This is a genomic window from Cryobacterium sp. Y50 (genome assembly GCF_002929805.1).
In the GTDB taxonomy this organism is placed as follows: Bacteria; Actinomycetota; Actinomycetes; order Actinomycetales; family Microbacteriaceae; genus Cryobacterium.
In genome coordinates this window covers 90870-111860 of sequence record NZ_PJJM01000098.1, presented here as the reverse complement: position 1 = coordinate 111860, position 20991 = coordinate 90870, and the positions used below count along the sequence as shown (strand labels likewise).

Here is a 20991-nt window from a genome sequence, read left to right as displayed (position 1 = left end):
TTACTCGATCGCCTGGGCGCGTTCGAGCACGAGTACGCGCACGCGCGCAGCATCCGCTTGCCCGTGCATGGCCTTCATGACCGCGCCGATCACTGCGCCAGCGGCCTGCGGCTTGCCGCCCCGAATCTTGGCGAGCACGTCGGGCTGGCCGAGCAGCGCGGCATCGATGGCGGCGATGAGGGGGCCATCGTCGGAGACCACGGCCAGGCCGCGGCTCTCGACGACCTCGACAGGGGTGCCTTCGCCGGCGATGACGCCCTCGAGCACCTGGCGGGCCAGGCGGTCGGTGAGGGTACCGGCTTCGACCAGCTGGATCAGCGCGGCGAGCTGCACCGGAGTGACGAGCGAGTCGGCCGCGACCCCGGCCACATTGGCGAGGCGGGCGATTTCACCAGTCCACCACTTGCGCGCAGCCTGAGCGGAGGCCCCGGCCGCGACCGTCGCCTCGACCGCGTCGAGAAGGTCTGAGTTCACGACGTCCTGAAACTCGAGGTTCACAAACCCCCACGCGGCTTGCAGGCGCTTGCGGCGGGCGGCGGGCGGCTCCGGCAGGGTGAGCCGCAGCTCTTCGACCCATTCGCGCGACGGCGCCATGGGCAGCAGGTCGGGCTCCGGAAAGTAGCGGTAGTCATCGGCGTCGCTCTTAGGCCGACCGGCGCTGGTGATGCCGGTGTCTTCGTGCCAGTGCCGAGTCTCCTGCGTGATGGTGCCGCCGCCGGACAACACGGCCGCCTGACGCTGGATCTCGTAGCGCACGGCGCGTTCGACCGAGCGCAGCGAGTTGACGTTCTTGGTCTCGGTGCGGGTGCCGAGCACGTTCGACCCGCGCGGGCGCAGGGAGACGTTGGCGTCGCAGCGCACGTTGCCCTCTTCCATCCGGGCGTTGGAGACGCCGAGCGCCTTGGCGATCTCGCGAATAGCCGCGACGTAGGTCTTGCCGATCTCGGGAGCGTCGTGTTCGGCGCCCTCGATCATCTGGGTGACAATCTCGACCAGCGGCACGCCGCCGCGGTTGTAGTCCACGAGTGAGTAGTCGGCGCCCTGGATGCGTCCAGTGGCGCCACCCATGTGGGTGAGCTTGCCGGCATCGTCTTCCATGTGGGCGCGTTCGATCTCGACAGTGACCAGGCGGCCGCTTTCGAGTTCGATCGTGATCGATCCGTCGTGGCAGATCGGGTCGTCGTACTGGCTGGTTTGAAAGTTCTTCGCCGTGTCGGGGTAGAAGTAGTTCTTGCGGGCGAATCGCGAGTGCTCCGCGATCTCACAACCCAACGCCAGCCCCAAGCGGATGCTGGATTCCAGTGCCTTCTTGTTCACCTGCGGCAGTCCGCCTGGCAGACCGAGGCAGGTCGGGCAGGTGTTCGTGTTGGCGCCGGAGCCGAACTCGTTGGCGCAGCCGCAGAACATTTTGGTCTTGGTGTTGAGTTCGACGTGCACCTCGAAGCCGAGCACCGGCTCGAACAGTTCGAGTGCGCGGTCAAAGTCCATCAATTCGGCCCGGTTCTTCTTTTCTGCGTTGGGCATCAGACGGCTCCCTCTTCACTGGCAAACATTTCGGTCGGGGTCAGGGCTGGGGCCTGGCTGAGCATGGTGTGTCCCCAGCTGGTTTCGAGCAGCTGCTCGATGGCGGCACCGACGGTATAGAGGCGGGCATCCGCTTTAGCAGGCGCCATGATCTGCAGGCCGACGGGGAGACCGTCTTCCGGCGCCAGTCCGATCGGGATACTCATTCCGGGCACTCCGGCAAGGTTTGCCGGGATGGTGGTCACGTCGTTGAGGTACATGGCCATCGGGTCGGCGAGCTTCTCGCCGAACTTGAAGGCGGTGGTCGGGGCACTCGGCGACATGAGTACGTCGACCTGACTGAATGCGGCCGCAAAATCACGCTGGATCAGCGTGCGCACCTTCTGCGCGCTGCCGTAGTAGGCGTCGTAGTAGCCGGCACTCAGGGCGTAGGTGCCAAGGATGATGCGGCGCTTGACCTCTGCACCGAAACCGGCCTCGCGGGTGGCGCTCATCACGTGCTCACTGGTGAGCGAGCCGTTCTTCGGGTTGACCCGGATACCGAAGCGCACCGAGTCGAAGCGGGCCAGGTTGCTCGACGCCTCGGCCGGCAGAATCAAGTAGTAGGCCGCGACGGCGTACTCGAAGTTCGGGGCGGACACCTCGGTGATCTCGGCGCCGGCGGCGGCGAGCAGCGCGAGGGTCTCGTTGAACCGCTGGGTGACGCCGGCCTGGAAGCCGTCGCCCGAGAGCTCTTTGATGACGCCGACACGCACGCCCTTGAGGGCACCGTCCTGCAGTCCTTCGCGGGCGGCGGCCGCCATCGATGGCCAGCTGTCGGTCAGTGAGGTGGAGTCGAGCGGGTCGTGTCCGCCGATGACGTCGTGCAGCAGGGCGGCGTCATAGACAGACCGGGAGACCGGGCCGACCTGGTCGAGGCTCGAGGCGAGAGCGATGGCACCGTAGCGGGAGACCCCACCGTAGGTGGGCTTGACGCCGACCGAGCCGGTGACGGCGGCGGGCTGACGAATGGACCCGCCGGTATCACTGCCGAGGGCGAGCGGCGCCTGGTAGGACGCGACGGCCGCGGCCGAGCCTCCGCCGGAGCCACCGGGGATGCGGTCGCGGTCCCAGGGGTTGCGGGTGACGCCATAAGCGGAGTGCTCGGTGGAGGACCCCATGGCGAATTCGTCCATGTTGGTCTTGCCGAGCAGAATCAGCCCGGCCGCACGCAGTCGGGCGACGACGGTCGCATCGTACGGCGGCACCCAGCCTTCCAGAATTCTGGACCCCGCGGTGGTCGGCATGTCCTGGGTGGCGAGCACGTCTTTGATCGCGATCGGAACACCAGCGAGCGGGTGCAGCGGTTCATCCGCAGCCCGGCGGGCATCGATCTTCGCGGCGTTGTTGAGGGCGGCGTCGCCGGCGACGTGCAGAAAAGCATGAAGGTCGGTGTCGACCGCCGTGATGTGGTCAAGGTGGGCGCGGGTCGCTTCGACGGCGCTGACCTGCTTGCTGACCAACAGTTCACTCAGCGCAGCGGCGGAGAGCTTGGTGAGATAGGGCATACTTACTCCTCGTCCAGGATAGCGGGCACGCGGAATTTGTCCCCGGCGCGATCGGGGGCACCGGACAGAGCCTGCTCAACCGTCAGCGAGGGCACGACGACGTCTTCGCGGAACACGTTGGTCAGCGGCATCGGGTGGCTCGTGGCCGGTGTATCGGCTGTGGCAACCTCAGACACTTTGGCAATCGAGTCGACGATCTGGCCGAGGTCACGGGTGAGACTGGTGATCTCGAGGGGGCTGAGGTCGATCCGAGCGAGGTATGCCAAATGGGCAACCTGCTCGGCCGTGATTTCAGACATGGTGCTCCGATACGCATTGGGGTGGATACTCCAATCCTATTCGCCAGGCGCCGCACGCCCGATCCGCCAACCGCACCAGGTGCGCACCCGCGCCTCTGGTGTAGTCCGTGTCCGCTGCCCGGTACCGGAACCGACACCGGGTGGCCCGCTTTCGCGTTGATCGAGTGACCTTCGGTATCGCCGACGACGAAAAAGAACCCTCCACGAAGCCAAAATTTCAGCGGGCAGTAACCGTTTCGTAGCACACTGGCAGATATGAGAGCCTTTGTTGTTGAGCAGAACCCGGGCGGATCCGTGCTTTCGATGCGGGATCTCCCGAGCCCTGAACCGAGCCCGCGTCAGGTGAAGATCCGTGTGCGGACTGCGTCGGTGAACCGTGCCGACCTGGGCCAGCGCGCGGGAACCCACCAGCCGATCAGCGCAGGCAGCGCTCCGGTCGTTGTGGGGCTGGATGCCGCGGGCGACGTCGTCAGTGTGGGAAGCGAGGTGAAGGGCGTTCACGTCGGGGACCGCATCATGACTACCGTCAGTGGAGGTTTGAGCGAGGAAGTCGTTGTCGACGCGGCGCTGGTTGTACCGATTCCGCCGGCGTGGACCTACGCGGAGGGTGCTGCTGCCATCCTCGGATTGATGACCGAGCACAATGCACTTCGCACTGCGGGTGGCCTTGAGCCGGGCGAAACGGTGCTCGTTCATGCAGCTGCCTCGTCGGTGGGGCTTCAGTGCGTCCAGCTGGCAAAGTACCTGGGCGCTGGACTGATCATTGCTACCGTTCGCACGGACCGGGCAACGGACCTGCTCCGTTCTCAGGGTGCCGATCACGTGGTCGAGGTCGGTGAGGCCGGTTTCGCAGATCGGGTTTTGGAACTGACGGATGGCCGCGGGGTCAACGTCATCATCGACCACGTTGGCGGTCCGTATCTTGCGGACAATATTCGCTGCGCAGCACTCCTGGGACGCCTGGTCGGTGTGGGGCGCCTCGGCGGTGCCCATGGTGATCTTGATCTGGAAGCACTGGCTTTTAAACGACTGAGCATCATCGGGGTCACCTTTCGCACCCGTGACGCTGCCGAAAAAACCGCCATCGTCGCCGCGCTGCGCTCCGAGGTCGACCCGGCTTTCGAAGCACTACGCCCTTTGATCGATCGGATCCTGCCCTGGACCGAAGTCCAACAGGCGCAAGATCTCATGGCCGCGAACTCGCACCTCGGCAAGATCGTTCTCAGCATTCTGAATACGTAAGCCAGACCGTCTGGAAATGCACACTCGGGAAGGAACCGCATGCGCGAAACCGACTTCTTCAACGGCGTTCGGGTGCCCGTCATCGGCCAGGGAACCTGGCATCTCGGTGAGGACGCCGCAAAACGAAAGAGCGAGGTGTCAGCCCTGCGGGCGGGGATCGACGCCGGCCTGACCGTGATCGACACCGCCGAAATGTATGGCGATGGTGCCTCGGAAGAACTGGTCGGCGAGGTCATCCGAGGCCAACGCGATGAGGTCGTCTTGGTCAGCAAGGTCTACCCACATAACGCGAGTCGCAGCGGCGTCGTCGCGGCGTGCGAGCGCAGCCTCCGCCGGCTCGAAACCGATCGGCTCGATGTCTATTTACTGCATTGGTCCGGCGGTTTTCCACTGTCCGAGACCGTTGACGGGTTCGAACACCTCCGTGCAGCGGGCAAGATACGAAGCTGGGGTTTATCGAATTTCGACCAAGATGACCTGGAGCGAGCACCAGGCGGATGCGCCACCAATCAGGTGCTCTACAACCTCGGCAGTCGGGGCATCGAGTTCGACCTCCTGCCTTGGCAACAACACCGGGGCATGCCACTCATGGCCTATTCGCCACTCGGTCAGGGACCGACCCTGCTTGCGCATCCACTACTGGCCGAAATCGGAGAGCGCCACGGCGTGACTGGTGCCCAGATCGCGCTCGCCTGGGTCATCCGGCAACCGGGTGTCATCGCGATCCCCAAGGCATCATCGCTCGAGCACGTGCGGCAGAATGTCGGCGCGGGCGCGGTAGTCCTCGATTCCGAGGATTGTCTGTCTCTGGATAACGCATTTCCGGCGCCCCGCAGCAAGCAACCACTCGATATTCTGTGACGCCGTCCACTCTTTCTTGAAGTGCACTCTGGCCAGGCGGAGTTCTCTAAATTTCGTCACCGCCCTGCCGGCTTCCCACGAGATGCACAGTGGCAGGTCACGTCCGATCGTGATATTAATGAGACATGCTCATTTTCTGCACAGCTTAAGGCTGTCGGATATTCATCCATTCAATACCTCCGAAAGTGAAGACGGACCTTCCGTCATACACGGTCAAAAATTCAGGGAGTGAAAAAATGAAAGCAGTCGTTTACAAGGGCCCCAATGAGGTCAATGTTGAAGAAGTTCCAGATGCCAAGATCGAACGTCCCACTGATGTTCTCGTACGCATTACGGCGACAAATATTTGCGGTTCAGATTTGCACATGTATGAGGGACGCACCGATTTCGCGGTTGGACGCACGTTTGGCCACGAGAACATGGGCGAGGTCATCGAGGTCGGTAACGGAGTCGATGCGGTCAAAGTCGGCGAGCACGTCGTACTGCCGTTCAATATTTCCTGCGGTTTTTGCAAGAATTGCGAACGCGGTTTCACCAACTATTGCATGACCACTCAACCGGACCCGATCGGTGCAGGCGCCGCCTACGGCTTCGCCGGAATGGGTCCGTACCCCGGCGGGCAGGCCCAAATGCTGCGCGTGCCCTATGGCGACAACAACTGCCTGCGCCTGGGTGAAGACGCAATAGAAAAGCAAAACGATTACGTCATGCTCTCGGACATCTTTCCTACCGGCTACCACGCTACAGAGATGGCCGGCGTTATCCCCGGGGACACAGTCGTGATTTACGGAGCGGGTCCGGTCGGGCTGATGGCTGCCCTGTCTGCGACAATCAAGGGTGCCAGTAAAGTCTGGGTCGTGGACCGACGCCCAGACCGGCTGGCTCTGGCCGAACAGATCGGCGCAATCGCCGTTGATGACTCAAAGACGGACCCGGTTCAGTTCGTTTTGGACCAGACCAAGGGTATCGGCGCGGACCGGGGTTGTGAATGCGTGGGCTATCAGTCCCACGACCCACAAGGCACCGAAGACCCCGCTATGACTCTGAACCGGCTGATTCAGTCCGTGCGCATCACCGGGGGCATCGGCGTTGTCGGCGTCTTCCTGCCGGCAGATCCCGGCGGCTTCGACGAGAACGCCAAGCGGGGCAAGATTGCCATTGACTACGGTCTGCAGTGGCTCAAAGGCCAGAGCATGGGCAGCGGCCAATGTCCGGTGAAAAAATACAATCGGCAATTGCGTGAGCTGATTGCCGGGGGCAAGGCCAAGCCATCCTGGATCGTTTCGCACGAGATCCCGCTCAGCGAAGCCCCCAATGCCTACAAGAACTTCGGGGACCGTAACAATGGATGGACCAAAGTCATCCTCAAGCCCGAATAGACCACTATTGAACGGCCTCGCCAAGGTGCGATCATCGCTCGGACTCGACCGTCGAGGGCGTGAACTCAAGTTCGTCAGGCTCTGGTCGCCCACTCGGAGAAACACCGGCAGCCCGGTGGGCGACCGCTCATATGCTACGGGGACCCCAGGGGCCTGTGCGACCGCCTATGTGGATACCGGGGAGGACGCGGGCGCCAACCCGTCCGGCCCTCCCGCGAGCAAGGTGCGAAACTCGTCGGCGTCGAGAATGCGGATGCCGAGGGTTTCGGCCTTACCGAGCTTGGATCCTGCGCCCGGCCCGGCGGCGACAAAATCCGTGTTCTTCGACACGCTCGACGCGCTCTTACCGCCGGCGGCGATGATCGCTTCCTGCGCGCCCTCCCGAGTGAAACCCTCAAGCGATCCGGTGGCGACCACGGTCAGCCCGGCGAGCACTCCCCCAGCGGTCTCGGCCGCGCCTGGACCGGCGTGGCCCGGCGTGGCAAACTGCACACCGGCCGCGGCCCACTGGGTCACGATATCGACGTGCCAATCCACCTGGAACCAGTCGAGCACGGCGTCAGCGATAATACTGCCGACCCCGTCGACCCCGGCGAGTTCTTCGCGGGTCGCGGCACGAATGGCATCGAGCGAACCGAAGTGGTTGGCCAGTGCACGAGCGGCGACCGGGCCGACATGACGGATGTTCAGGCTCACCAAAATGCGCCATAACGGCTTCGTCTTGGCTTTCTCAATCTCGACCAGCAGTTTAAGTGCGTTCGACGACGGCTGAAGACCGGTCAGACCCTGCTTCTTCTCGGCGGGATTCGGATTGCGACAGAACGGCATACGAATTTTCGCAACCCCGTCGTCTTCCTTAGGTAAGCCCGTTTCGGCGTCGCGCACGAGCACCTGGATCGGCAGCAGGTCGGCGAGTTCGAGGTCGAACAGGCCAGCCTCGGTCGACAACGGCGGGTCGGCCGGCACGGTCGGTTGGGTGAGCGCGGAGGCCGCGACCTCGCCGAGCACCTCGATATCGAGGCCGCCTCGGCTGCCGATGTGCTCTACCCGCCCACGAACCTGCGCGGGGCAGCTGCGGGCGTTCGGGCAGCGCAGGTCGATGTCGCCCTCTTTGGCCGGGGCGAGCGGCGTGCCACACTCCGGGCAGTTCAGCGGCATGACGAATTCGCGTTCGGTGCCGTCGCGCAGCTCGACGACCGGCCCGAGCACCTCGGGAATCACGTCACCGGCCTTGCGAAGCACGATGATGTCGCCGATCAGCACGCCCTTGGCTTTGACAACGTCTTGATTGTGCAGGGTTGCCTGGCGCACCTCGGAACCGGCCACGAGCACTTTTTGCATTACTGCAAACGGGGTGGCACGTCCGGTGCGGCCAACACTCACGACGATGTCGAGCAGTTTCGTGTTGACCTGCTCCGGCGGGTACTTGTAGGCGATGGCCCAGCGCGGCGCCCGGTTGGTGGCGCCAAGCTCGGCGTGCAGGGCGAGCTCGTCGATCTTGACCACGATGCCGTCGAGTTCGTGTACAACGCTGCCGCGGTGTGCTCCGTAGTACTCGATGAATTCAGCCGCCTCGGCGACCGACGGAACCACGCGAAAGTAACTGCTGGTCGGCAGCCCCCAACCCTCGAGCAGGCCGTAGACCTCAGACTGGGTCTGCACGGGCGGATTCTCCCAAGCGCCGATGCCGTGAACCAGCATGCGCAGCCGCCCCAGGCGCGCCTTCATGAGGCGCAGCTGGTCGGTGTTCTTGCCAGCGGCCTTCTGTCGCAGCGACCCAGCCGCTGCGTTGCGGGCGTTCGCGAACACCCGCTCTCCCGCAGCGGATTGCGCGGCGTTGAGTTCGTCGAACGCCGCCACAGGAAAGAAGACTTCGCCACGCACCTCCATCAACAACGGATGCCCGGTGCCGGCCAGCCGACTCGGGATGCCGGGAACCAGATCGATGTTCTCGGTGACGTCTTCGCCGACGACCCCGTCGCCGCGGGTGGCCGCCGAGACGAGCACCCCGTTGGCGTAGCGCAGGTTGATCGCGAGACCGTCGATCTTGAGCTCGCACAGGTAGTGCACGGCGCGGCCGGAATTCTCCGCGGCCTTGCGAGCCCAGGTCTCGAATTCTTCGATCGAGAAGACGTTGTCGAGGCTGAGCATCCGTTCGGCATGGGTGACCGGATCGAACAGGGTCGTTTCAGCGCGCCCGCCGACCGTCTGGGTTGGGCTGTCCTGGCTTTGCAGCTCGGGGTAGAGCCGTTCAAGTTCGGCAAGGCGCTGCACCAGGAGGTCGTAGTCGGCGTCGGAGAAAACAGCCGCATCCTGCCTGTAGTAGGCATCACGGGCGACAAGCACGCGGGTGGTGATGTCGGCGGCCTCGGCAGAGGCGACGACGAGGCTATCCAGGGGCGTCGCGTCGGGGGTGGTGTCGGCGACGGACTCAGGCATTGACCGGGACGGGGCTGGCCGAAGCGGTGCTTGCAGAATCAATGAAAACCGGCACGGCGCTAACCGTGCGGTCGATGGTGCACTGGCCGAGCACCCGGGTTCCGATATAGACGACGGCGGTCTGCCCGGGGGCGACGCCGGCGAGCGGCTCGTTCGGGATGATGCGCAATTCGACAGTGCCGTCTACTCCGGTGAACGCGGTGGTGGACACGACTTGAGCAACAGCCGGCACTGGGTCGGCGTGGGCACGAATCTGCACGTGGCAGGCGAACTCCACCTCGGGGTGCTCGGGCGCGAGCCCGGCCCAGGTGTACTTGTTGCCGGCGATCTCCTTGATGGCGAGCGCCTCTTTCGGGCCGACGACGACGGTGTTGGTGATCGGGCGCACCTCGAGCACGAAGCGCGGCTTGCCGTCGGCGGCCGGGGTGCCGATCGACAGCCCCTTACGCTGGCCCACGGTGAACGCGACGGCGCCGTCGTGCTGGCCGAGCGTATTGCCCTCTCGGTCCAGAATGTCGCCGGTGGCGGGGGCTACGCGTTCGCCGAGCCAGCCCTTGGTGTCACCGTCAGGAATGAAGCAGATGTCGTAGGAGTCCGGCTTGTTGGCCACCGAGAAGCCGCGCTCAGCGGCTTCGGCCCGTACCTCGGCCTTGGTCGGCGTGGCGCCGAGCGGAAACATGGAGTGGTTGATCTGGTCGGCGGTGAGCACGCCAAGCACGTAGGACTGATCTTTAGCCCATGCGGCCGCGCGGTGCAGTTGCTTGTTGCCGTAGGAATCCGTCAGAATGCTCGCGTAGTGGCCGGTGCATACGGCGTCGAAGCCGAGGGCCATGGCCTTCTCGAGCAGGGCGGCGAACTTGATCTTCTCGTTGCAGCGCATGCAGGGGTTCGGGGTGCGGCCAGCCGCGTATTCGGCGATGAAGTCGTCAACGACGTCGAGCTTAAACCGTTCGGAGAAATCCCAAACGTAGTACGGAATGCCCATGATGTTGGCGGCGCGCTGGGCATCCATCGAATCTTCCACGGTGCAGCAGCCGCGGCTGCCGGTGCGCAGCGTGCCCGGCATGCGGCTCAGTGCGAGATGCACGCCGACCACCTCGTGCCCTGCCTCGACCGCGCGCGCGGCTGCGACGGCGGAATCTACACCGCCACTCATTGCTGCTAAAACCTTCACCCAACGAGTGTACGCGCCCGTGCTGACCCTGCAAACGTAACGGTCAGTGCCCGGGCACCCGATCGGCCATACCCGCGGCGAGCGCCAGGGCGTGCGCCGCAGGCAGTGCCGCCAGCAGTGCGTCGACGTCGGCGTCGGTCGATGTGTGCCCGAGCGTGATGCGCAGCGCCCCGCGGGATTCGCTCTCGCTGCGTCCCATCGCCCGCAGCACGTGCGAGGGTTCCGGCACGCCGGCCTGGCAGGCCGATCCGGTCGACACCGATACCCCGGCGACATCGAGGGCGAACAGCAACGAGTCGCCCTCACAGCCCGGAAAGCTGAAATGGGCGTTGCCGGGCAGCCGGTGAGTCGAGTCACCGTTGAGCTGAGCTCCGGGCGCGACCAGGGCCACACCGGCGATCACTCGATCGCGCAGCGCCATCAGGCGAGCGTTTTCATCGCCGTGTGCGATGAGAGCGGATGCTGCCACGGCGAACGAGACCGCCGCTGCGACATCCTGGGTGCCGCTACGCACCTTGCGCTGCTGGCCACCACCGTGAATAAGAGGTTCGACGGTCGTCGCCCGGCCGAGCACGAGCGCCCCGATACCCACCGGGCCGCCGACTTTGTGCGCCGACACGCTCAGCGCCGACACGCCCGCGGCCGCGAGCGCACGAAAATCGACCGGTATATAACCGTAGGCCGCGACCGCGTCGACGTGCACCGGAATGCCATGGGCTGCGGCGAGCGCTGCCACCTCCGCGACGGGTTCGATGGTGCCGACCTCATTGTTAGCCATGATCACGCTGACCAGAGCGATATCGAGCGGGTCGCGCGCAATGGCGGCCTCGAGCGCGCCGAGGTCGATGCGGCCCCGGTCGTCGAGCGCAATCCACTCGACGATGGCGTCCTCGTGCTGCGCTAGCCACTCGACCGTATCGAGCGTGGCGTGGTGTTCCCCGCCGGGCACCAAAATGCGCCGGCGTGGCGCGCGCGCCCAGTACAACCCCTTGATGCCGAGGTTGATCGCCTCGGTACCGCTGCCGGTGAAAACGACTTCGATCGGGTCACAGACGAGGCTCGCCGCCACGATCTCGCGCGATTCTTCGAGCATCCGTTTAGCATTCTGGCCCTGGCTGTGCACGGACGCGGGGTTACCGACGACCCCCATCGCTTCGGCGTACGCGGCAATAGCGGCGGGAAGCATGGGCGTGGTCGCCGCATGATCCAAATAGACAACCATTCCACCATTTTACAGATGAGCGGATGCCGGTGCGCGAACGGCTTACTCTTGAACTCATGAGTTCCGCCGACCCCCTGCGCAATCTCGGCGTGCGACTCACCAGCGCCGGTGGCGAACTGCGCGTCTGGGCCGAACACGCCGACGCCATGGACCTCTGTCTGTTCGACGACACCGACCCCAACTGGATCATCAAGAGTGTGCCGATGACCAAGGACCTGCACGGCGTCTGGTCCGGAAAATCTCGGACCCTGTCGCCGGGACGGCGTTACGGCATTCGGGTGTCGGGTCCGGCAAACCCCAATAACTCTTTTCACCCGGAGAAAACCCTGATCGAGCCATATTCCCGCGGCTTGGTTCGGGTCGGTGCCGGGCTGTGGCAATCCTCGGTCGTCGATGACGCGTTCAACTGGAACGGTGCCACCAAACCGGCGACGCTGCTCGATCACACCGTCGTCTACGAGGCGCACGTGCGCGGGATCAGCCGGCTCAACCCGCTCGTTCCGGCTGCCCTGCGCGGAACTTACGCCGGTCTGGCCCATGAATCGACCATCCATTACCTGAAAGATCTCGGCGTGACCGCGATCGAACTGTTGCCGGTGCAGGCCTTCGTGTCGGAGCAACGCCTGATCAAACAGGGCCTGATCAACTATTGGGGCTACAACACTCTCAACTTCTTCTCGCCGCACGCCGACTATGCCACCCAGGCCGCTCAGTCGGCCGGTCCGGAAGCCGTACTGCGAGAATTCAAGGGCATGGTCAAGCTGCTGCACGAGGCCGGGCTCGAGGTCATCCTCGATGTGGTCTACAACCACACCGCCGAAGAGGGACGCAATGGCCCGGTGACGAGTCTGCGCGGCATCGACAACGCCGCCTACTACCGCCAGGACGAGTCCGGCGCCTACATCGACGTGACCGGCTGCGGCAACACCATCAACTTCAGCCATGATGTGCCCCGGCGGCTCGTGCTCGATTCGCTGCGATATTGGGCGAACGAGGTACAGATCGACGGTTTTCGCTTCGACCTGGCCGCGACCCTCGGTCGTGACGCCGGCGTCGTGTTCGACCCACAGCATCCGCTGCTCGCGCAGATTCGTGACGACCCCGACCTGGCCGGAGTGAAGCTCATCGCCGAACCCTGGGATGTCGGCCAGGGCGGCTGGCAGACCGGAAACTTTCCGCCCGGCTGGACCGAATGGAACGACCGCTACCGCGACCGGATGCGCGACTTCTGGCTATCCGACATGCAGAGCTTGCGCCGGACCGGCTCGGCTGGCAGCGGCATCGGACGCTTCGCGACCCGCGTCGCCGGTTCGTCAAACACCTTCTCCAAGGAGCGCGGTCCACTCGCTTCACTCAACTTCATCACCGCGCACGACGGGTTCACGCTCGCTGACCTGACCGCCTACAACAGCAAGCACAACCTCGGCAACGGCGAGTCGAACCGCGACGGCACCGACAATAACAGCTCGTACAACCACGGCGTCGAGGGCCCGACCCGCGACGTGGCGATTCTGGCGACCCGGCGCAAGGCCATGCGTAATCTGCTCGGCACGCTGCTGCTGTCGGCTGGAATTCCGATGCTCACCGCCGGTGACGAATTCGGTCGCAGCCAGCGCGGTAACAACAACGCCTACTGCCAGGACAGCGAACTGACCTGGCTCAACTGGGACTTTGATGACTGGCAGCAGGACCTGCACCGGGTCACCCGACGGCTGTTGCAGCTGCGCCGGGAGAACCCGGCATTGCGGCCGGTGCACTTCGGTCGATTCGGCGAGACCACCCCGAGCGCAAGCCAGCTGGACTGGTACAACATCGCCGGTGAGGCGCTGCAAGGTGACGCCTGGAACTCGCCCACTGAACGTACCCTGCAGTACATGGCGGCGTCCACACCGGAGCACGAAGCCTTCAATCGCATCCTGCTCGTGGTGAACGCTCGCGAGCAGGATCAGACCGTCACGCTGCCCAAACACGAGGGAGTGGATGCCTACACATTGCTCTGGGATTCCAGTCACGATGACCTGCGCGACTTGGTCATCGAGCATGCACCGAGCGCTCCCCTGTTCGTGCCGGGTGCTTCGATGCAACTCATGCGCGCGCACGGCGCATTCGTGCCGCGCGCCACCGCGCGCCCCTGACCGCCGGCGTGAAGCGACGGGCCGGCCGCAACCGCTAGTTCGCGACGGCGACCAAGCCCATCTCGGCAGGGCTGATCAGTAACGAGTTCTTCGGCACGACCCGTACTGTGTAGCCGAAGGCTCCGGCCCGGTCGAGTTCGACCGTTCCGGTGAACAGGGTCGCGCCGCCGGCCGGAGCATCCTTCAGCGGAGCCGGAGCCAGCGCCTGCATGGCGACATCGCGCAGTTCGTCGGTGCCGAGGCTCTTGCCATAGACGACCTCGACGGTCACATCGTCGGCGGAAAGCCCATTCAGTTGTACGTGCGCGCGGAGGTGCAGGTCGTCACCGACCTCGGGCACCGAGGACACCCCGCCGGATTCGACGTGAGTCACAGCAACCTGCGGCCAGGCGAAGACGATCTTGCCTTTCCACGCGGCCAGTTCGCGGGCGGCCCGGTAGTTGTTGGCCGACATCAGCGCCTCAAAGTGGCCAGCCGGACGATACAGCCGCTGCACGTATTCGCTCACCATCCGGTCCGCCGAAAGCTGCGGTGACAGCGTGGAAAGCGTGTGCCGAATGTTAGACACCCAACGTTCAGGCACGTCGTCGGCGTTGCGCTCGTAGAACATCGGCGCGACCTGATGCTCGATCAGCTCGTAGAGCGCTTCGGCCTCGAGCCGGTCGCGTTCGGCGGAGTCCCCGGCGGAATCGGCCGAGGGAATCGCCCAGCCGTTCTTGCCGTCGTAGTATTCCGGCCACCAACCATCGAGGATCGACAGGTTGAGCGCGCCATTCAGTGCCGCCTTCATGCCGCTAGTGCCGCAGGCTTCGAGCGGGCGGAGCGGATTGTTGAGCCAGACATCCGTTCCCGGATACATCAGCTGGGCCATCGCAATGTTGTAGTCCGGCAGGAACGCGATGCGGCCGCGAAGCGCCGGGTCGGCGGCGAACTGCACGATCTTCTGGATCAGTCGTTTGCCCTCCTCATCGGCGGGGTGAGATTTGCCGGCAATTACGATCTGAATCGGACGCTCCGGGTGCAGCAGCAAGGCACGCAAGCGTTCGGGGTCGTGCATCATCAGGGTCAGGCGCTTGTAGGTGGGAACACGGCGGGCGAATCCGATTGTCAGCACGTTCGGGTCGAAGACCCGGCCGATCCAGGCCGGGGAGATGCCCCCCGGATTCTGGTCGCGCCAAGCGTTCAGCAGGCGTCGGCGGGCATCCTCGACGAACTGCAGGCGCATTTGACCGCGCACCGACCAAAGATCCTGGTCCGTAACCTCGCCGGAGGCCCAGTTGGCCGTTGACGTGTCACTCGTGCCGAGTTTGTTGAGCGCGAGGCTCTTGAGGGCCGGGTCGGTCCAGCTTGGAGCGTGCACACCATTCGTGATCGACGTTATTGGGACATCCGCTGAATCAAAACCGGGCCAGAGGCCGTTGAACATGCGGCGGCTGACCTCCCCGTGCAGGGTCGACACGCCGTTGGCGTGCTGGCCCAGGCGCAGGCCCATGATGGCCATGTTGAACACGTCGGAGGAACCGCCGGCGTAGCTTTCGGCACCGAGCGCGAGCAGGTCCTCCACATCGACGCCCGGCAGCAGGTCTGTGCCGAAATAGCGGCGAACCAGGGAACGTTCAAACCGGTCGATGCCGGCGGCGACCGGGGTGTGGGTAGTAAAGACGGTTCCGGCGCGGGCCACCTGCAGGGCTTCCTGAAAGCTCAAGCCCTCGCCGATCAGGCTCGAAATGCGCTCGAGGCCAAGAAAACCGGCGTGGCCCTCATTGGTGTGGAACACCTCGGGTTCGGCCAGGCCGTGCAGCGAGCTCCACAGTTTGACGGCGCGCGCGCCCCCGATGCCGAGCAATAGTTCCTGCAGCAGGCGGTGTTCGCCGCCGCCGCCGTAGAGTCGGTCGGTGACCAGGCGCAGGTCGTCGGCGTTTTCGGGAATGTCGGTATCGAGCAGCAGCAAGCGCACCCGACCGACCTTGGCCTGCCACACTCGGGCGTGCAGGGTGCGGTCATCCGGCAGAGCCAGCGAGACCTGTACGGCGGAGCCGTCGGCCCGGCGCAATACGGAAAGCGGCAGTCCATCGGGGTCGAGCAGCGGGTAGCTTTCCATCTGCCAGCCGTCCGGCGAGATGGCCTGGCTGAAGTAGCCGGCGCGGTAGAACAGGCCGACGCCGACGAGCGGTAGGCCGAGGTCAGAGGCGCTCTTGAGGTGGTCGCCGGCTAAAATGCCCAAGCCGCCAGAGTACTGCGGCAGGGCGGCGGCGATGCCGAATTCCGGTGAGAAGTAGGCGATCGCGGCGGGCTTCTCGCCCTCGAGGCTCTGGTACCAGCGCGGCTGCTCCAGATAGTCACGCAGGGCGTCCCTGGTGCCGTTGACCTCGGCCACATAGTCGTGGTCCTGGGCGAGGTTGTCGAGACGGTGCGGGTCGACCGCGCCGAGCAGGGCAACCGGGTCGGTGCCGATCTCGCGCCAAAGTTCGGGGGCGATGCGCTCGAACAGCTGGCGGGTGGGCTCGTGCCACGACCAGCGAAGATTGCCGGCAAGCTCCTCCAGCGCCGCAAGGGGCTCGGGGAGGACGGCACGGACGGTAAATTTGCGGATGGCCTTCACGAGGACAACCTTAGGGGTGCCAGATGTTGAACACGTAACGCCGATTGTTCGCGTCCCGCAGGCGAGGCGGGCGAGACTGGCATGATTGCCATGCTTTCACGCTACGGTCGTTCTGTGGCCAAGACAGCAGCAAAAAAGACGACTCTGCCGATAACATCGAGCAGCGCCAAGACCGGTGCGTCTCCGCAGGCAGCCGGCGTTGCGTCCCGCGCGGCCGTTGGTCGCATTCCTGTGCTCGACCTCTCGCCCCAACTGAACGACAATCAGTGGCCGGCCCGCGCCTTCGCCGGCGAGGTCGTACCGTTCGGCGCCACCGCTTTTCGTGAGGGCCACGACCTGATCGGTGTCGACCTGCAGCTCACGGCGCCCGACGGCAGCGAAACCCGGCATCCCATGCTACTGCAGGGCGAGGGGACCGACCGTTACGGCGTGCCGGTGCTCCTCGGCGTCGCTGGCCACTGGCGGTATCGGGTGCGCGCCTACGCCGACGAGTTCGCCACCTGGGAACACAACGCGCAGATCAAGGTTCCGGCCGGCATCGACGTAGAACTCATGTTCAGTATCGGCGGCGCGCTGATGCTGCAGGGCGGCATCGACCAGAATCGCCCGCTCGCGGCCCGCCGCCTGTTTCAGGCTGCAGCGACCGCCCTCGCCGACACCAGCAAACCGGACGCCACACGACTACTCGCGGTAGCGGATGCCGCGCTGCGGCAAGCCATCGCCACCCACCCCCTCGCCGGGCTGGCTTCGCTCTCGGCCGAACGCACCATAATCGTCGAACGTGCCAGGGCCGGGGTGGGTTCGTGGTACGAGTTCTTCCCGCGCTCGGAGGGCGCCGTTCGGCAAAAAGATGGAAGTTGGAAGAGCGGAACGTTCCGCACCGCTGCGAAGCGTCTCCCCGCCGTCGCGGCGATGGGTTTCGACGTGCTCTACCTGCCGCCGATCCACCCGATCGGGCAGGCCTTCCGTAAGGGTCCGAACAACTCACTCACCGTAGCCGCCGGCGATCCTGGATCGCCCTGGGCGATCGGATCGGCCGACGGCGGTCACGACGCTATCCACCCCGATCTCGGTACCATCGCCGACTTCACGTCCTTTCTGAAAAAGGCGGCCGGCCTCGGCATTGAGATTGCCCTCGACTTTGCCCTGCAGGCCTCCCCAGACCATCCCTGGGTACAAGAGCACCCGGAGTGGTTCACGACCCTGCCCGACGGCACCATCGCCTACGCCGAAAACCCGCCGAAAAAATATCAGGACATCTACCCGATCAATTTCGACAACGATCCGGCCGGCATCCGGCTCGAGGCGCTGCGCCTGCTGCGCTACTGGATCAGCCTTGGCGTGCGCATCTTCCGGGTCGATAACCCGCACACCAAGCCGCTGGACTTCTGGGAGTGGCTCATCGCGGAGGTCAATGCGACCGACCCCGACGTGGTGTTTCTGGCCGAAGCGTTCACCCGCCCGGCGCTCATGCAGGCGCTCGGCAAGGTCGGCTTTCAGCAGTCGTACACCTACTTCACCTGGCGCAACACGAAGACTGAGCTCGAGGAATTCTTTGACGGCCTCGCCACCGACACGGCAGACTTTCTGCGCCCCAACCTGTTCGTGAACACGCCGGATATTCTTACCGAATACCTGCAGTTCGGCGGCCCGGCCGCGTTCAAGATTCGCGCGGCCCTCGCCGCGACGGCAGCGCCCAGCTGGGGTGTGTACGCGGGTTTCGACCTCTTCGAGAACGTCGCCCGGCCCGGCGCCGAAGAGAATATCGACAACGAGAAGTACGAGTATCGGCCGCGCGACTGGAGCAAGGCCGAGGAGCTCGGCAAATCCCTCGCACCCTACCTCACGCTGCTCAACCGCATTCGGGCGAAGCATCCGGCGTTCGCGCAACTGCGTAACCTCGATATCCATGCCAGTGACGACGACTCGATTCTGGTCTATAGCAAGTACCTCGACGCCGCGTTCACCGGCACCGGCCAAGCGGATGCCCTCATTATCGTCGCCAACGTCGACCCGCACTCCGTGCGCGAAAGTATCGTGCACCTGGACGTCACCCGGTTCGGTATTGCACGCGGTGACAGCTTTGACGTGCACGATCTGGTCTCCGGAGCCACCTGGACTTGGGCGGCCGACAACTTTGTGCGACTCGACGCGTTCACAGAGCCGGTACATATTCTGCACGTCACACCGCACACTTGGGACCCAGCATGAGCGGTCACAAAGAGAAAGACAAGAAAGACAAGAAACACCAGAAAAACAACAAGCACGAGTCCACAAGCCCGAAGGGTCCGGCAAAGAAAATCGACGGCAAGAAAGCACAGTCCCCGAAATCCGTGCCCAGCAAAGCCCAGAAGAACTCGGCCCCGATGGAACCCGCGCCCATCCCCGAGCATGTGCTCGAGGCCGTCGCCGCCGGCCGGTACTACAACCCGCACGAGATTCTCGGCCAACACCTTGCCCACCCGGCCGGCGTGTCTGACCCGCTCGTCATCATCCGAGCGCTGCGACCGCTCGCCACCGAAGTGTTTGCGATTCTCGCCAACGGGTCGCACGTTGAGCTGGCTCACCTTGCGCACGGCATCTGGCAGGGGGACAGCACCGTCGGGCTCAGCGACTACACGATCGAGGCCCGCTATAAGTCTGCGCCACCGTGGATCTGCGACGACCCGTACCGTTTCATTCCGACCCTCGGCGAACTGGATCTGCATCTGATCGGCGAGGGCCGCCACGAACGCCTGTGGGACGTTCTCGGGGCACACCACCGTCAGCACCAGGGCGTCACGGCCCCTTCGACCGGTACCTCGTTTGCCGTCTGGGCACCGCACGCGCAGGCCGCGCGGGTCATCGGTGACTTCAACGGATGGAACGGCTCCACCCACGCCATGCGCAACATGGGCAGCACCGGCGTGTGGGAATTGTTCATTCCGGGCCTCGCGCTCGGCACCAACTACAAGTTCCAGCTGCTCGCGCAGTCCGGCGTCTGGGTCGAAAAGGCCGACCCGATGGCCCGCCTCGCCGAAGTTCCGCCACAGACGGCGTCGGTCGTTACCGCATCCAACTACGAGTGGGCGGATGCCGAATGGCTCGCCAACCGCAGCGCCAACGATCCGCACAACCAGGCGATGAGCATCTATGAGATGCACGTGGGCTCCTGGCGACCCGGGCTCGGTTACCGGGAACTCGCCGACGAGCTGGTCGGGTACCTGAACGAACTCAGCTTCACGCATGTGGAATTCATGCCCCTGGCTGAGCATCCGTTTGGCGGATCGTGGGGCTATCAGGTCAGCGGCTATTACGCGCCGACCAGCCGTTTCGGCTCGCCAGACGACCTGCGCTACCTGATCGACCGGCTGCACCAGGCCGGCATCGGCGTGGTCATGGATTGGGTGCCCGGCCACTTTCCGAAGGATGACTTCGCCCTCGCCCGCTTCGACGGCCAGGCCCTATACGAGCACCCGGACCCGCGCCGCGGTGAACAGCTGGACTGGGGCACCTACATCTTCGACTTCGGTCAGCTGCAGGTGCGCAACTTCCTCGTCGCGAATGCCCTGTACTGGCTCGAGGAATTCCACATTGATGCCCTGCGCGTCGACGCGGTCGCCTCGATGCTCTACCTCGACTATTCGCGGGCAGACGGCCAGTGGGAGCCGAACCAGTATGGCGGCAACGAGAACCTCGAGGCGATCAGCCTGCTGCAGGAGATCACCGCGACCGCCTACAAGCGTAATCCCGGCACCATCATGATCGCCGAGGAATCCACCAACTGGGGAGGGGTGACGTCCCCGACCAGCGGCGGCGGGCTCGGTTTCGGCTTCAAGTGGAACATGGGCTGGATGCACGATTCGCTCGAGTATATGCAGGTCGACCCGATGTACCGGTCGTATCATCACAACGAGATCACGTTCTCGTTCATCTATGCGTTCAGCGAAAATTTTCTGCTGCCGATCAGCCACGACGAGGTCGTACACGGTAAGGGCGCCCTGGTCTCGAAGATGCCCGGCGATTCCTGGCAGCAGCTTGCGAACGTGCGCGCCTATCTCTCGTTCATGTGGGCGCACCCGGGCAAACAACTGTTGTTCATGGGCAGCGAGTTCGGACAGCGTTCGGAGTGGAGCGAGGAGCGCGCACTGGACTGGTGGATGCTCGATCAGCCGGCGCACCGCGGCCTGTTCAACCTGGTCGGTCAGCTCAACCGGGTCTACCGCGACAACGCGAGCCTGTGGAGCCGCGACAACGATGCGGGTGGGTTCGAGATTCTCGACGCCGGCGCCGCCAGCCAAAACGTCGTGTCGTTTCTGCGCTGGGACAACCACGGCGTTCCGGTGGCCTGCTTTTTCAACTTCGCCGGGCAGCCGCACACCGGCTACCGAGTCGGTCTGCCGTTCGCCGGAGCGTGGGAAGAGATTCTCAATACGGATGCCAGCGACTTCGGCGGCTCCGGGGTGGGTAACCAAGGAAACGTCGAGGCCTACAACGAGCCCTGGGCCGGTCGCCCCGCCTCTGCAACCCTGACCCTGCCTCCCCTGGCCGGTCTCTGGCTGCGCCTTCGCCGCTAACCCTCTTCAGG

At 64.6% G+C, this 20991-nt stretch carries 13 protein-coding genes; 6 read left to right on the top strand and 7 right to left on the bottom strand.

Going from position 1 to position 20991, the window contains the following annotated elements:
* From gatB to gatC, 3 genes are read right to left on the bottom strand one after another with little or no spacing between them, the layout of a single operon-like run.
* Nucleotides 1-1524 (bottom strand): Asp-tRNA(Asn)/Glu-tRNA(Gln) amidotransferase subunit GatB, encoded by a 1524-nt coding sequence (gene gatB, locus CXY73_RS14805; RefSeq protein ID WP_104178132.1) that lies wholly within the window; start codon nucleotides 1522-1524, stop codon nucleotides 1-3.
* Nucleotides 1524-3071: an Asp-tRNA(Asn)/Glu-tRNA(Gln) amidotransferase subunit GatA gene (gene gatA, locus CXY73_RS14800; RefSeq protein WP_104135397.1), complete on the bottom strand. Its 1548-nt coding sequence runs from the start codon at nucleotides 3069-3071 to the stop codon at nucleotides 1524-1526. Before gatA ends, gatB begins: the two co-directional genes overlap by 1 nt.
* A gap of 2 nt (nucleotides 3072-3073) precedes the next feature.
* Nucleotides 3074-3370: an Asp-tRNA(Asn)/Glu-tRNA(Gln) amidotransferase subunit GatC gene (gene gatC, locus CXY73_RS14795; protein WP_104135398.1), complete on the bottom strand. Its 297-nt coding sequence runs from the start codon at nucleotides 3368-3370 to the stop codon at nucleotides 3074-3076.
* Between the two features lie 255 nt (nucleotides 3371-3625).
* Between gatC and CXY73_RS14790 the strand changes: the two genes are divergently transcribed.
* The 3 genes from CXY73_RS14790 (at nucleotide 3626) to CXY73_RS14780 (ending at nucleotide 6852) form a co-directional block, all read left to right on the top strand.
* Entirely contained in the window at nucleotides 3626-4612 is a 987-nt protein-coding gene (locus CXY73_RS14790) for a zinc-binding dehydrogenase (RefSeq protein WP_104135399.1), read from the top strand.
* 39 nt (nucleotides 4613-4651) lie between these two features.
* On the top strand, nucleotides 4652-5473 hold the full coding sequence (locus tag CXY73_RS14785; RefSeq protein ID WP_104178131.1) for an aldo/keto reductase: 822 nt from the start codon (nucleotides 4652-4654) through the stop codon (nucleotides 5471-5473).
* Between the two features lie 185 nt (nucleotides 5474-5658).
* The gene (locus tag CXY73_RS14780) at nucleotides 5659-6852 is read left to right on the top strand and encodes a glutathione-independent formaldehyde dehydrogenase (RefSeq protein WP_233198362.1); all 1194 of its coding nucleotides are present in this window, start codon (nucleotides 5659-5661) and stop codon (nucleotides 6850-6852) included.
* A gap of 165 nt (nucleotides 6853-7017) precedes the next feature.
* Here CXY73_RS14780 and ligA read toward each other — a convergent pair whose 3' ends face one another.
* The 3 genes from ligA to CXY73_RS14765 all read right to left on the bottom strand — a co-directional run bounded on the left by ligA (nucleotide 7018) and on the right by CXY73_RS14765 (nucleotide 11687).
* Complete coding sequence (gene ligA / locus CXY73_RS14775; RefSeq protein WP_104178129.1) at nucleotides 7018-9291, bottom strand: NAD-dependent DNA ligase LigA; 2274 nt, start codon at nucleotides 9289-9291, stop codon at nucleotides 7018-7020.
* Nucleotides 9284-10447: a tRNA 2-thiouridine(34) synthase MnmA gene (mnmA, locus tag CXY73_RS14770; protein WP_104135403.1), complete on the bottom strand. Its 1164-nt coding sequence runs from the start codon at nucleotides 10445-10447 to the stop codon at nucleotides 9284-9286. Before mnmA ends, ligA begins: the two co-directional genes overlap by 8 nt.
* A gap of 61 nt (nucleotides 10448-10508) precedes the next feature.
* Nucleotides 10509-11687, bottom strand: coding sequence for a cysteine desulfurase family protein (locus CXY73_RS14765; RefSeq protein ID WP_104135404.1), 1179 nt, complete (start codon nucleotides 11685-11687; stop codon nucleotides 10509-10511).
* Nucleotides 11688-11743: 56 nt separating this feature from the next.
* On the opposite strand from CXY73_RS14765, the gene glgX reads away from it, so the two are divergent.
* Nucleotides 11744-13822, top strand: a complete 2079-nt coding sequence (gene glgX, locus CXY73_RS14760) for a glycogen debranching protein GlgX (RefSeq protein WP_104135442.1) — start codon at nucleotides 11744-11746, stop codon at nucleotides 13820-13822.
* A gap of 34 nt (nucleotides 13823-13856) precedes the next feature.
* On the opposite strand, the gene glgP is transcribed toward glgX, so the two are convergent.
* Nucleotides 13857-16424 (bottom strand): alpha-glucan family phosphorylase, encoded by a 2568-nt coding sequence (gene glgP / locus CXY73_RS14755; RefSeq protein WP_104135405.1) that lies wholly within the window; start codon nucleotides 16422-16424, stop codon nucleotides 13857-13859.
* A gap of 90 nt (nucleotides 16425-16514) precedes the next feature.
* Between glgP and CXY73_RS14750 the strand changes: the two genes are divergently transcribed.
* A complete protein-coding gene (locus tag CXY73_RS14750; RefSeq protein WP_104135443.1) occupies nucleotides 16515-18635 on the top strand; it encodes an alpha-1,4-glucan--maltose-1-phosphate maltosyltransferase in 2121 nt (706 codons plus the stop codon).
* 155 nt (nucleotides 18636-18790) lie between these two features.
* A complete protein-coding gene (gene glgB / locus CXY73_RS14745; protein WP_104135444.1) occupies nucleotides 18791-20980 on the top strand; it encodes a 1,4-alpha-glucan branching protein GlgB in 2190 nt (729 codons plus the stop codon).
* Nucleotides 20981-20991 lie beyond the last annotated feature (11 nt).